The 13,858-nt window shown below is 38.3% G+C and carries 8 protein-coding genes; 3 read left to right on the forward strand and 5 right to left on the reverse strand.

The window, feature by feature from the left end; genetic code table 11:
- Positions 1 to 60 precede the first annotated feature (60 nt).
- Complete coding sequence (locus tag ABMA72_RS01110) at positions 61 to 2,160, reverse strand: AMP-binding protein (RefSeq protein WP_393055519.1); 2,100 nt, start codon at positions 2,158 to 2,160, stop codon at positions 61 to 63.
- Positions 2,153 to 2,812 carry a transcriptional repressor LexA gene (gene lexA / locus ABMA72_RS01115; RefSeq protein WP_392860559.1) on the reverse strand — a complete coding sequence of 220 codons (660 nt, stop codon included), beginning with the start codon at positions 2,810 to 2,812 and terminating at the stop codon, positions 2,153 to 2,155. Before lexA ends, ABMA72_RS01110 begins: the two co-directional genes overlap by 8 nt.
- 176 nt (positions 2,813 to 2,988) lie before the next feature.
- Here lexA and ABMA72_RS01120 point away from each other — a divergent pair, with 176 nt between their 5' ends.
- Complete coding sequence (locus ABMA72_RS01120) at positions 2,989 to 3,732, forward strand: hypothetical protein (protein WP_393055522.1); 744 nt, start codon at positions 2,989 to 2,991, stop codon at positions 3,730 to 3,732.
- A 38-nt stretch (positions 3,733 to 3,770) separates the two neighbouring features.
- Here ABMA72_RS01120 and ABMA72_RS01125 read toward each other — a convergent pair whose 3' ends face one another.
- The 3 genes from ABMA72_RS01125 to ABMA72_RS01135 are packed head-to-tail and all read right to left on the reverse strand — an operon-like array spanning position 3,771 to position 9,556.
- A complete protein-coding gene (locus tag ABMA72_RS01125; RefSeq protein WP_393055525.1) occupies positions 3,771 to 7,790 on the reverse strand; it encodes a hypothetical protein in 4,020 nt (1,339 codons plus the stop codon).
- Positions 7,791 to 7,845: 55 nt separating this feature from the next.
- Positions 7,846 to 8,601 (reverse strand): N-acetylmuramoyl-L-alanine amidase, encoded by a 756-nt coding sequence (locus ABMA72_RS01130; protein WP_392860565.1) that lies wholly within the window; start codon positions 8,599 to 8,601, stop codon positions 7,846 to 7,848.
- A gap of 25 nt (positions 8,602 to 8,626) precedes the next feature.
- Positions 8,627 to 9,556 carry a class I SAM-dependent methyltransferase gene (locus ABMA72_RS01135; protein WP_393055528.1) on the reverse strand — a complete coding sequence of 310 codons (930 nt, stop codon included), beginning with the start codon at positions 9,554 to 9,556 and terminating at the stop codon, positions 8,627 to 8,629.
- A gap of 183 nt (positions 9,557 to 9,739) precedes the next feature.
- Here ABMA72_RS01135 and ABMA72_RS01140 point away from each other — a divergent pair, with 183 nt between their 5' ends.
- Entirely contained in the window at positions 9,740 to 10,672 is a 933-nt protein-coding gene (locus tag ABMA72_RS01140; RefSeq protein ID WP_392860569.1) for a hypothetical protein, read from the forward strand.
- A 34-nt stretch (positions 10,673 to 10,706) separates the two neighbouring features.
- Entirely contained in the window at positions 10,707 to 13,835 is a 3,129-nt protein-coding gene (locus ABMA72_RS01145) for a hypothetical protein (protein WP_393055531.1), read from the forward strand.
- Positions 13,836 to 13,858: the final 23 nt, after the last annotated feature.

Here is a 13,858-nt window from a genome sequence, read left to right on the forward strand (position 1 = left end):
TAGGGCCTTGGAGAGTAAACGACAAATCTGTAATTGAGTTAGTAAGAAGTTGTTAGAAAGTTAAGATTTGAATATTTTTTTAAGAAGATTTAAATAATTTTCTTCATTCATGAAATGTATATTGTGTGAAGCATTCTCTACGATGTAGCTCTGGAAGTCGACGTGATCAGATGCAATATAGGTATCGCAATACGTTTGGTATTTCTTGTCTAATTCTCCACATAGGTAATGATAGAAGGTTCCTTGTGGTAATTCGTTCAAGTCTCTTAGATCTCTTTGATTGGCAACAGAAAGCATTTGCGAGACTTGAGACCAGCTCTCAACATATTTAACAAAATCAAATTCTTTTTGCTTTAACATTTTAGGTGTACGAGGTGAGAGCTTGATATTTTTAAAGACACCTTGGTCATACCATTTGTCAAAGAATGTTTCGGCCTGTGCATCTTTAAATAAATTTGAATCATGTTGTAGACGTTTTTGTCGTTCTTCTTGGTTGCCTGTAAAACCTGGTGCTCCCGATTCATTAACAAAATTCTTTATGGCCTTGGTATTTGCCAATTCCTTGTCACGTAGGATTTCATTGAAAAGGCGGCCAGACATTGAATACGTAATGAAGTGGATCTTTTTATCTGTCTTCTTATCAATTTCTACGATTGAAGTGATTAATCTTTCTTTAAAGAGATCAAGAGATCTTAGCTTTTGATTCTTTCCATGTCCTGGAAGATCGATATAAATGAGTAAGTAGTCATTGGCCAAGTGCTTTGTTACTTCTTCTAATTCAAGAGAATTTCCCATGAAGCCATGACTAATGAAGATAATATCTCCGTGAGGATTACCCTGGGCACTTATGTAGATATCTTCATTAAATTGCATGAAAAGCATATTCATGAGTAACTTTATTTTTTCTCGACCGATTTTAACACCGACTTGCAGCTCTTTTAGGTCACGGGCCTTGTATAGTAAGTGAGGCCTTTCAAATGAGATGAGTTCATCTTCTAGAATACTTTGGGCCTGTGCAAGAGAGTGATCATCGCAGAAGGTGAGAGCAATAAGGTTTTCATACTTATCATTTTTAATTGGGGCGATATAAGCATTGCTGAAATGCCTTGATAATTTCTCTTCAATAATTTCTGGATTTATATTTTCCGCGGCCTTTTGAAAAACAAAATCACTTCGGCCCAAGATTGTATAATTGCCATATTCATCAAGTTTTATAAGATCATTGGTAATGTACTTTTGATTGAAGTCATCACCGTTTAAGTATCCAATAGCGATACTCTTACCTTCTAAGACACACTTTGAATCGACAATACTTACGTTACCATCCATTGGCCTACCACATGTGCTTAGGAGTTTGTTATCTCTAGTAAAGGGCGTTGCTAGAAATTGTGCACAACTTTCACTGGCGCCAAAAGAGTTTGAGAGATTGATACCAGAGCTTGTGGCCTTTTGGATAAGAGCACTTGAAACCTTAGAACCCCCAAGAACAACTCCTTTTAGTTGACTCATTCTTTTGATCATTTTTTCAGATTCCATGAGCCTTGCAAGTTGCAGTTGAACGAGTGAGCAAATTGTGATTTGTGAGTTATTTAAGAGGTCATTTTCGAGTTGACCTGCATCGACAATTGTTAAAGAGCTTCCCGCCACTAGGCTTCGCCATGCAATCATGATCCCACCAATATGAAAGAGTGGGAGGGATAAGGCCCAGTTGTCTTGTTGATTAATTTGATAGTGATTAACAGTTGCTCTTGCACTATTTAAAAGTGACCCTAGGCTTAGCTTTACGCCCTTAGGTCTACCTGTAGAGCCCGAGGTGTAGATGACACTTGCACATGAGTTGAGTCCCTCTATACCAGTAAATTTGGCCTTGGCCAGGCCCTGTAGATCATAGTCGGATGCAGAGGACTCAAGTCTTCTGTGATCAACTAGAATTGGTGTTAGTCCATTCTCAATTAAACTAAAGTAATTAACGAGAAAAGAGATATTGTCATCTGGCAGCCATGAAAGAACTTTAAAATTTGAGGGATCGTTAGATTTCTTAGACTCTTTTGAAATCTCTTGGCGTAGTTCTTCGTATGTGAGAACACATCTGCCATCTTGATAGATAAATGGCCCACTCGCATCTTTAATAAGCTTAGAAATAAAACCAGATTTATTCATAACTGCGCATTAGCCCAACAACCACGCCTGCTATACGGAAGTCATTAGCTTCTGTAATGACAAAAGGTGAGAGGCGATCATTTGCTGGATGGAGCTCAACTGAGTTCTTCTTTTTAAAGAAGTTTTTAACAGTTGCTTCATTATCAACAAGGGCAATAACTGTTTGTCCTTGATTGGCATTTTCTTGGGCACGACAAACAAGGATATCACCTTCGTGGATACCATCATTAATCATTGAGTCTCCCTGTACGTTTAGGGCAAAGTACTTACCAGGACGGGATACCATGTGATTTGGTACAAGAGTGTGCTCACTTGGATTCTCAATGGCCTCAATAGGGTTTCCGGCCGCTACGTCTCCTAAAAGTGGGACTTCACTAAAGTGCGCATTTGAGTTCGTCATTGCTGATAGCTGCTGGTCAAGATCTTGTGATGAAAGCTGTTCTTCGTCTAAAATCTTAATTCCACGGCGAGCGTTCCAGTCGACCTCAATTTTTCCGGCCTCTTGAAGATAGTGCATATATTTATTTACGGAACCGAAAGACTTTAGTCCGAAGTGTTCCTTAATCTCTTTCTGAGTAGGAGCATAACCTTCTGCCTGAAAGTAATTCTTTATATAGAGGTAAACTTGGTTTTGTTTCTTTGTTAATGCCATATCAATATGTTATGCGTAAGATTTGCGTAAGTCAATATAAGTTTTATTCACATTATTTGTGAACATTTTTCACGGTTTTTGTGAAAAAAACTTACAATCAAAATTCATCCCTTTCCGCAATTGACGTAGGGCCTTGAAATAGCTACTTATAGGTCATCAAATTTAAGGGAGGGTTCATGAAATCGTTTACATGTTTAAGTCGTTTGGCAGTTATCGCTACATTACTATTTAGTACGAATGCATTCTCTCTAGATGCTGGAGCGCTGAATAAAGCAAAGTTCGAAAAACTCGATACAAGAGATCAAGAGCAGTATCTTGAAATTGTTGATCGTGAAGTAACTGAAGTTTATCCTCGTTATGATCTAGTTTATAACAAGCTGGTTAGTGAGAAGAGTAGCGCAGGACTTGGTGAAGTCTTTATGACAGTTGATAAAATCTTGGCCCTAGGGCAAAAGATTTGGAAAATTGTCGATGCTGGAAAGCCAGTTAGCAGCACTAAATTTACAAAGCCAATTAGTATCATTCCAAATATGGATGATGTTAATGGAACATTCTCTTCAATGTCTCACTGGAGAGCACCTATCGTTCGCTCATTTAAAGTTGCTTATCGCAATGGATTTGGATCAGAAGTTATTTCATTTGTTTACACTGTTGTTTTTCAATACGGTGGAAAGTTCGAAGGGAAGGGCTCTTATATCACAGGGCTTTTTGTAAGCGCTAGTAACGTAAGTGTTTCTTGGGGATTCAACTTCTCAGCTTCAAGTGAGATTATGTCGATTGCCAACCAAGGAAGCATGGATTCACCAGTAGCTTCAGCAGTAGTTAATATCAACTACAAAGCTTCATCAGTTCTAAAATCAATTGATGAAACGGATATCTTCTACGTAAATGGTGATGGCCTACTACAAAGAATGAATTAAGAATTAAAATAGAAAAGGCTTCCATTGGAAGCCTTTTTTTATAACTTGTTTGCCTCTTTCAAAGCATCCGTTAACATTGATTTAAATCGATCAAGTCTTTCTTCTTGCTGATTCTTATGCTTCTTAGATGATGCCGCTTCTGCACTTAAATTACGTCCTTCAATTGCAGGAGCAATAATCTCTCTAATCATATACTCTCGAGCACGAACGCCTGTTCTTGTTCTAGTGATTTTAGACCACTTAAAATCCTTCTTATCGATGATATTAAAGAGATCTCCCGCATTAATCGTAAACTCTCTAAAGAAACCTCGTAAACCTCGAGAGCGCTTCTTCATACGGTTAAGTTCAGTTTGAACAAGAGCATAGGAGAGTTGGTCTCCAAATGATCCGTCGCTTGTATCTTTCGTTAATGCATTTGCTAGTAGCTTTCTTAGATTTGGATCTTCGGCAATATTATCGATTGCTCCTTCTTCAACTTTCTTGAGGATATACTCTTTTAGTTCACGTCCCTCACGTGTTCTCATAATATCCGTTAATAGACGGTTGTTAGTGATGTCATCTATTTTATCTAGCACAAGATTATCTGGCCCATTATAAGTGGCCAGCTCTTTTTTAAAGACCTGGTTTAGGTTCATACCTAATTGGGAAGTGATAAGATTTTCTAACATCTCACTTTCCATGAGGGCCTGTGTGTTCTGAGCAGTCGTTGAGCTTGGGTTATCAAGACTATGTCTTTGCATGGCAATGGTTGTATTGTGAATTGCTTGATCACAGATTGCCGTATTATTATCACATGAATACTTAAGTGTTGATCCAACTAACTCAAGTGTTGAAATGAGTTGGGCATTAGGCATTCCGTCACTAGAACCTTCCTCTTTAAAACCTGTCTCTTGCGACTTTGCTGGAATTGTTAAAAGAATATCCATGACCTTGCCAAGCTGATCAGGGTTCTGATCACCATAGACTTGAACAAAGCGGCCCTTCACTTCTTCCTTGGCCTGCTCTTCAAGTTTAGTCACACACGTATTCATATTCTCTGTGGCCTCTTCAAGACTAGGCTTATTTGGCCTTTCAATACATCTTTCAAATTCACGGTAAGCTTGAGATTTTGTGAGATCTTCTAACGTCTCATTTGGGTTTGCAAATTTATTAAGATCAGTAAGTAGTGTTCTTGCAATTGTCTTGGCAATATTTCCGATCTCACCACTTAGGCAATCCTTAGCGTTTTCTTGTGCCTTCACATCGTCTTCGACTGAATCAAGACACTTCATTAAATTTCTTGAAGATGACTCTGTTAGTGCTTTCACCTTATTTGGCTCGCCATTAAAGAGGGGTGCAATCGTTTCTTCGATTATTTTTGGTGCAAGAGAGCGGTATGCATCCTTTACCGTAACTGACATACAGACACTTGCTGCCTGTGTTGCATTGACTTCATCATTACTTTCTTTTTCCTTGAGGGTTTGATCAAGACAAGAGTTTAGTTGTGTACTGATCTTATTCTTAGCATCTTCGAATTGTTCTTTCGTGAATTTAGATTTAAAGTCCTCTAAAGTTTTATCAATAGCACCTGGAGCGACACGCTTAATTAGAAGTGGCGTCAGTGTATCAACATTACTGTCAAGATTTTCTGGGCCGCTATTATTAATATGATTTTCAATAAAACGATTAAGAGAGCTCAATTCAGTTGCCGGCAAGTTAAAATCTTTTACTTGTCCATGGGCCATCTCTTTTGCAATTAGCCCAATTACACTTCTTTGGGTTTTGAATGTACAAGATGAGATCGTTTCATTCATATTTTCTTGATAAGAGCTTAGCTTAGTATGCTTAGCTAAATCATTTTCAAGACATGACTTCATACCGTTTTGAACACGTGTAAGCTCTTGTGAAGAGATTGCAGAGTTTACAACGCTATCAGCGATACCTTTATCACTTGTGGCCTTATAAATACTATCTTTTAAGATCGAGCCAGATAGGGAAGTAATGGCCCCTGTTAAACACTGGTTTATAAGATTCTCATTTACATCTTTTGTTAGGTCACGATAAATTTCACGCTTAGCATGTTCGATGCAAACCTCGTAATCTTTTATAATTCTTTGTGAAAGCTGAGCTCTTTTTACTTCATCGATACCAAGAGAGTCAAATTGTTTATCAAATTCGATGGCCAGTATAGACTTGGCCGCTTGTGCTGTTGCCATGGCCGTAATAAAGACAGAGCATTCATTTCCATCAGTTGTCTTCTTAGCACTCATACATGCCGGAAGATGCTTGGTCTTAATCTCTTCAATTAAAAGATTCTTCTCATCTTGCGATAAGCTCTCTGATATTTTTGGGTTTGTTAAGATGGCAATTTCAACAACATCATAAGTGGCACTTACTTTTAAGCTATCAATACATTCACCAATAGTTTTCGTAAATTGCTCGGTACTCATTTTAGCAAGAACCAAATACTCTTGAGGTGTTTGTCCTTTTGAGTTAACAATTGGAGCATAGCTACAGTTATTCGACTTTCTTAAGATATCTCCAACGATAGCATTATTCTCAGATCTTCCTGTATATGCCTTTATCGCATCATTAACACGTCCAGCACGTGTGCGATGATAACTTTCAAGGATACCTGTATAAACACAGCCTTTGACAACAGAAGTGGTATCGATGACTTTTTCAAACTTATTGAAGTTCTCATTCACACACTTCATATAAGCATTCGTTGATTTTGACTTTAGTGTCGGTAATCCATCTTCTGGTGTGAAGTTAAGTCCAATTTGTTTCTCTAATTCTTTTTCTCCAATTGAAAGAGCGATATTATTGGTGAAAACATTGGAACACTCAATTACTTGATCCTTACGAACTGCTTTTTCTAAACACTTATCAAGGTCTTTAAGATAGGGGGCAACGAATGCCTGCTTCTCTTGGGCACTACTGAATGTTTTCATATCGTCTAATAAGAGATTTACGACTTCTTTTGAATATGCACTTGCTAGACTTCTAATCTTATCAAAATTTCCAATATCTTGTTTATTGATATCATCAAAGATTTCTTTAATTCTAGCATCACTTAAGTTCTGAGAAATTGCACCAATATTCTTGAAAGTCGTATAGAGGAATTCTTCTTTATCAAATGGATTTATGCTGCCAAAGAAATTGAAGACGCCAATGGCCCCTCTTTCGATGACACCCATGGTTTTATCGCCAAGGTCTGCTTCTTCAATATTTGAATAACTTAATTTGGCCTGGAGAGACTTACGGTGACATTCTTTTTCTAGCTCGCGAAATTCATTAGTAAGCTGCTCTCTTTCTTTTGCGATTGATGTTCTTTCGTATCCATTTAATTTTGAGATAATTTCATTTAATTGCTCATTAAGCTCAATTGCAGGTGTGATAAGATTAGCAATACACTCCGAGGCATTATGACAAACCACTATAGCAGAGTCTTCACTATAAGCTGTATCTTCAAGTGTTGACACAAAATCTGATTCAAGTTGGTACTTCTCTTGTAATTCACTTATTGGGATAAATTTACCATCACTGGAAACAACTCCAGCGAGAAGCTCTTCTTTTGTATTCGATTCACTCTTGCAGATAATAGGTGCAGCGCTGGCCGTTTTAGAAAGACTAAGCTTTGCAATATCACTTGCTAGGTGAGTTGCTCTTATCTGCGCAGTTCTATTTGCTGATTTTATTGTACAGTTAGATAGCTTTTCATTTGTATGATGCTTTGTTGGAAAGTAGGCAATAGGCACATCAAGTTTTAAACTCTTATGCTTTGCATCTCTTTGGCTATATCTTGCTGCCGGGACTTTGTAGCTAATACTATCGTTATGACAAGAAACGAAGTAACTAGTTAGCTGTAGCGCTCGCGGGTTAGCGACTCGAGTACAGCTTTGCTCATAGATAATAGTGTTACGATCTAGAATGGTAGCACTGCATATCGGTTGGGCCGTTTGTGCTGTTGCTTGAATATTGCCACGCTTTAACACACAGGCCGACAGCTCGTCTGAAGCGTAGACTTGAATGGATGCTGTGATGAATATGAATAAAGTAACAATAAAACGATACATTTCATTGATCTTTTCGGAATATTCTTTTTAATACTTGAGGAAAATGTTGAGGTATTTAGAATAAATTTGGGCCAGAGATCGAATCTAAGTAGCTAATAATTCCTTTGGCCGAATACTTTGCATAGAGATGGTGGAACCAATCATCAAGAACGAGGGATGCTTCATTAGAATTTGTTAAAAATCCGGCCTCTAATAAGATGGAAGGTCTTTTTGAAAGGGCCAAAACATAGAATAGGCCAGGCTTTAGGCCTCGGTCTTTCATTTTGTAATTCTTTGTTAAAAGCTTACCAAGTTGATCATGGACTTGTGTCCCAAGCTTCTTCGATTCTGGTGCAACTCGCTCAACCACAAGGTCTGTAAGGATATTATTGATAATGACCTGCTTGCCTTCAAGGTCGCGGTTTTCAACAGCTTCAATCTTTGCAATGGCCGCATCTTGGTGATTATTTAAGTAGTAGGTTTCAAAGCCACTTGAGCTACTATCTTCGGCCGCATTTAGGTGAATCGAGATGAAGATATCGGCCTTGATAATATCGGCCATGTCAGCTCTTTTTTGTAGTGAAACAGTTTTATCAATTGTTCTTGTTAGGTAGGCACGATGCCTTTTAGTTTGATTGATATATTTCTTAAGCTTTAGAGCAATTTTTAAAGCGACATCTTTTTCGCAAATAATATTTAATTTCTTCTTTCTCCATACTTTTGCCTTGGCACCACAGTCCTCTCCACCGTGACCTGGGTCAATGAGGACAGTCGCTGAAAACGTCTGCGTTGTAAGTATTATGGAACAAAGAAGAAGTAAGTTTTTAATCATGTATAGTTATTATATGGATAACGTTCTAGCTGTGCAAATGGATTTTATAAAGCTTGTGTATCTTTTGGTCATGAAAGTCTTCGGGGATGCTCCATCTCGTCATATCCTTGACTTCAAAGCTTTGTTGAACACTCTCGCTGAGCTTGAAGCTACGTAAATTATTTGAAAAATAAAGGACACCACCATCATTTAATAGTTTTGAACAATGCTCAACTAACATTTCATGATCTTTTTGTACGTCAAAGACTACATCCATTTTCTTAGACTTAGACATAGAAGGAGGATCGAGGATGATGACATCATATTTCTGTTCTTGTTTTTGTGCTTCATCGTTTAAATACTTCAAAACATCTTCTCTGATAAAAGAATGTTTATTGATATCTATTTCGTTTAATTTGAAATTCTCTTTTGCCCAGTCGAGGTAGGTATTAGACATATCAACACTTGTAACCGAGGCCCCTGCATAAGCGCTTGCAACTGATAGGCTACCTGTATAACAAAAGAGGTTTAAAACACTCTTTCCTGAAAAATTTTCTTTTGCAAGAAGTTGCCTTAGTGGCCTATGGTCGAGGAAGAGCCCAGTATCGATATACTTATTTAAAAGAAGCTTGAATTTTAGATCACCTTCTTGAGAAACAAGTGGAGTTTCTCCTTTAGATTTTTCATATTGAAAGTCTTGTCCTTGAACCTTTCTTTCCTTAATAAAGATATTCTCTTCATTTAATTGGGTGTGTTCCTTGATTGCCTCAATTAAGAGGGGAAGGTGGTTCTTGTCAGCATCAATCTTATCAATACTTCGCTTATAGATAACACAATATTGCCCGTGAATATCAACGATAAAAGGGAAGTCTGGGATATCTCGATCATAGAGTCGAAATGAATCGATATTATTTCTCTTGGCCCATTTCTTCTTATGTCGATAAAGCTTTTTGATACGGCCGTTAATTGCGCTCATGAGAGATCCTTTATGAATTTTAAGCAACTGATATCACAACGATTATGCTTAAATTTTAATATTTTACAAGTACCCGATTAAAGTATTCGGTTAAGTTTTCCGTTAAGTATGACGATATTACGAAAGCTTATCAATTTTAACATATATATAATTGATTCACATTTTTTTCGTGAGGAGAGTTTAATGAAATTTATGGGAAGAAGTATGCTTGCGCTTTATGCGTTTGTAGCAATTTCTGGAAGTACTTATGCAAGTATCTTTACTTTTGGCGAGCTATTATTAAAGCCTGTCTCTATCAAATCTAAAATTGTAAAAGAAGGCGTTTCTGGTGGCTCTATCACTAGTTTAAAAGACTCTATTCACAATAGTGTTGCTTCTCTTTCACATGGCCATGTAAGCCTAAGTGATGGCCTTGCTGCTGTCAAAGCAGATGCAACAAAAGAAGATGCAGCAAAGATTGGCCGTATCCAGGCGGCGTTAAAAATGAATCATGACTCTGTTACGGGACAAGAATTCAAAGATATCGTTAACGACCTTGCTTATATCGCTTCTGTCTATGGAGAAGATTCAAGTAAGCTACTTAATTGTACTTATTGTAAGTCTGATCAATTAGCTAGTCTTGGTTTTAAGTCAAATATTACAGTTATTGCTGATCCTAGTTTGAAAAGACTAGTTTCTCGACTTCCTAAAAGTTCAACAGCGATTAGTCGTTATATAAGTAAAATGAGCCGAAAGGGGAATGCGAAAGATATTTCTCGCTACCTCGATTCTGGTGATCGTAAAACACTTGCTCTATTTTTTAGCTTCAATGATCGTGGTGCTAAGAAAGAATATAAGCAATTCTATGAGGCCGTGGCCAAGTACAACTCTGATAAGGGTGGCAATGTGACTTTTGCAGGCCCTACAGCGAAAGGTACTTTTTGGAAAATTATCGACGGTAAATTTTCTCCTCAAAGAGCTGCAAAACTTGCTAAGGCAATTAATGAAGCGGCCAAGAAGCCTGTCTCTAAAAGAGAAGATGAGTTTTATAAGCAACTTTACAAAATCAGCGACAAAACTCCTGAGACGGCAAATAGTATTGAAGAGCTAAAAGCTAAAAAGTGTTTTTTCAAATAATTAATTTAAATAATAAAAGATAAAGGTATAGCGTATGAGTGATACTAATAAAAAATTTAAAGATCTTTATTTGCCAGTTCTCGGAACTGTTGCAATTGGGACTGCAGCTTTCTTTGGGGTTTCTCAATTAAAGCATGGCGATTATCGAAATCCATCTTCAGATGGAAATTTTAAAACGGCCTATGAGGCATGGGCAGATCTTCAGTATTCAGGAGCATCTTATAGTGCCAAGGCGCTTCTTGTTGATGATCAAACACTTCCAGGAATGCTTGGAGGGGTTACTTACGGTGCGGAAAAAGAAGCCTCGTCTTCTCTTCTTACTCGTGTTATGTCCCCATCAACGGCCATCATTAAAAAGAATATCGATACACTTTCAGCTGAAAATAAGGAGAAATTCTTTCGTGACTTCTTAGAGAATTACGCAAAGGATTCCAATGGTTATCGTACTTATAAAGACGTCACAACAGGCAAGAAAATTGATCTTGCAAGAGATGTTGTAGACGCCGAAGGTAACCCTAAGGTTATTGACTTAACTGAGCTTAAGGCCACTGATGTTAAAGCAGCTGACTTAGCCACTTTAGAAAAAGTTTTCTATAATCTGTTTGAGCAAATGGAAGATCGTGCAATGACTTTCATTAAGCCGACTGTTAGGCGTAAGTTTTTTACTGGAAACCTTCCTGGTCTTCCAAAGATTGTTAAGCCAGAAGGTGGTGGTTGGTATAGTAAGCCACATAAATTTCTTGGTAACAAGCAAGACTACCGTGAGTGGAAGCCTAACTTTGGTAAGGCCGAAAAATTCCTAACAGATGCCCATGGCCACGGTGGTGGTAATGGCGGTTGGGAGATTAACTTCAAGGCCCAAGACACTTATGGAGAGTTTGAAGAGATGGTTGCATGGTTTAGAGAATCACTTTCTCAAGTCGTGCGTGATCCTTTAACTGGCAAGAATAAGGTTCAATTATTCCAAGCACCAGGGCATCAAAGAATTGTTTTTAGAAAACACCCTGATCTTGATGAAGGAAAGCTTTCTGAGTTCTACCGTGCAATTCAATCTTATATTGTTTTAAATGGTATTAAAGGAAACTCTGGAATCGAGTTTGCAAATTATAAAAATGTACAGACAGAATCAAACCTTACTAATCTCTACCACGGTGGACGTGGGGTAATTAGACCAGATGACCAGTGGAAGCCATGGGTACAAAATACTGGTGGTTTAGGTATTGAGTTTAGGGCAGGTACGAAAAACCTTGCACCAGCTAGATTCTATCAAACAACTCTAGCTGCTCGTATTGGGGCCAATGACTTTAGTGGCATTGCAAGTATTTCTGACTATAACTTAAATAGCCCTGCATTTAGAGAGCCTGAGAGTATTGCATCTCGCTTTGGAATTGAACAGGATATCGTTCAACAGGCCCTAGACAATATGCAAAAAGCCGGAATTAAGGCCGACTACCGTGTGATGTTCTGGGGATGGACTGAACCTGAAGTTGCCTTTATTGGTGATACAAAAAGAGAGATCATTAAAAATCTTGTTAAAGATTATACGCAAAAAGTTGCTCTTCTTGACCCGAATATGTCTCAAGACAAATTAAAACAAGAAATTCGTGAGATGAATCGTACATGGGTTTCAGCATCAAAACTAATTGATGATCTTGAAGCTTATATGCGTCCTAAAAAGATGGACTATAACGAGCTTACAATGGACTTTAAGGCCAATGTTGATGCTCCTAATAGAGTCGCAAATCCGGTTGATGTTAACAAAATTGACCTTGGTATTGAATACTCAGGTAAGTTTCCACTAAGGCTTAAGTCGATTACTTCTAAAGATCGTCTTGAAGATGGAAAACGCGCTTGGGTACAAACTGTTATCGACTTATCGTCTGAAGAGCGTGAAGCAATCATTAAACGAGTTGCTCAAGACCTCTATAATGAGATTGGTGGTGAAGAAGGTGAAGCCCCTGTTAAGTTAGAAGTTGACGGACACGGGCACGGCCTTGACGTTGCCTATGCAATCCGCGACAACCAAGGCCGTAAGTGGCAAGTTGAGTGGGATGGTATTGGACGCTCTTATACTCCTTCTGGTGAGATCATTGCTGATTCTCCGCGTGGGGGAACAATTGAGCTCATTACACCTAAGTTCACTCCAACAATCGATGAGGTTGCTGGTGTTTATAAGGCCTTTGAAAAGAATAATGTTCTACCTTCTCTAATGGCCGGTGGGGGTCACGTAAATATTGACCTTGCTGCCTTTGATGGAAACCCTAAGGCCCTTGCAAGATTCTTAACAATCTTCCACGAGCATAGAGGAATCATTTCATTAATGTTCCAGCATATTAACCGTACTCACACTTCTGAGCCTGTTGAAGTTAGTGAGACACTTAGAAAGGCACTAAAAGATTTTAATGGATCTGAAGAAGAGCTTAAGAAGCTTCTATACAATGAAAGGTACTTTAACACTCGCTTTGGACGTAAGACTCGTTACATCCAACTTGATGTTTCGGCTTACTTCCAGGATGTTATTCCAGAAGAGTTTGTAACAGATGACTTTGACATTTCTAATCCGACAACAGATTGGAGAAGAACATTTAGAGTCGATCCTAAAATCAGAAAGGGTGAGTTTAGAATGTTCAATGCTCCTCGTGATGCCGCTGAATCAGCAATGCAGATTCAGTTAGTAAGAGCAATGCTTGATAAGGCCCTAAATAGTACTGAAGAACTATCAGGTGAAGTTGATAAGACGACACATGTCGATTATGTGAAGAAGCCACAAATGGCAGAAGACGATCTGAAAAAGCTATGTGATGATTTAGGTCTTGACGTCAATCAGTTCCGTACTGCTGCAATGGAAGGTTTATCAATTTCTCAACTAGAGTCACAAAAAGTGTTCTTTAGAAGTATTGATGAGAAAATGGCCATTCATCCAAACCAACCAGGTTGGGGAAAAGCAGTTGATGCAAGAAGTGCAGAAAATGCTCTTAATTCAACAGGACGTGAGTGGACTCCTGGGCCTGCGGATGAGCTGAATACGATGAACAATGATCACCGTATTCGTGCTGCACTAGCTGCTCAAGAGATGAGACAAGAGATTGTTCCAGCTCGTGAACTACCAGGTGAATTTGTCCGAACAAATAGTTGTGAAGAATTATTAAACGAAATTTTATAGAAATAAAAAGGGCCTCGATGGAG

Source organism: Halobacteriovorax sp. CON-3, from assembly GCF_043196995.1.
Classification (GTDB): domain Bacteria; phylum Bdellovibrionota; class Bacteriovoracia; order Bacteriovoracales; family Bacteriovoracaceae; genus Halobacteriovorax_A.

What these genes read in the sequence shown, in the direction of transcription:
- ABMA72_RS01110 (WP_393055519.1), bottom strand. Translation starts at nt 2,160, where the DNA reads ATGAATAAATCTGGTTTTATTTCTAAGCTTATTAAAGATGCGAGTGGG.
- lexA (WP_392860559.1), bottom strand. Translation starts at nt 2,812, where the DNA reads ATGGCATTAACAAAGAAACAAAACCAAGTTTACCTCTATATAAAGAAT.
- ABMA72_RS01120 (WP_393055522.1), top strand. Translation starts at nt 2,989, where the DNA reads ATGAAATCGTTTACATGTTTAAGTCGTTTGGCAGTTATCGCTACATTA.
- ABMA72_RS01125 (WP_393055525.1), bottom strand. Translation starts at nt 7,790, where the DNA reads ATGTATCGTTTTATTGTTACTTTATTCATATTCATCACAGCATCCATT.
- ABMA72_RS01130 (WP_392860565.1), bottom strand. Translation starts at nt 8,601, where the DNA reads ATGATTAAAAACTTACTTCTTCTTTGTTCCATAATACTTACAACGCAG.
- ABMA72_RS01135 (WP_393055528.1), bottom strand. Translation starts at nt 9,556, where the DNA reads ATGAGCGCAATTAACGGCCGTATCAAAAAGCTTTATCGACATAAGAAG.
- ABMA72_RS01140 (WP_392860569.1), top strand. Translation starts at nt 9,740, where the DNA reads ATGAAATTTATGGGAAGAAGTATGCTTGCGCTTTATGCGTTTGTAGCA.
- ABMA72_RS01145 (WP_393055531.1), top strand. Translation starts at nt 10,707, where the DNA reads ATGAGTGATACTAATAAAAAATTTAAAGATCTTTATTTGCCAGTTCTC.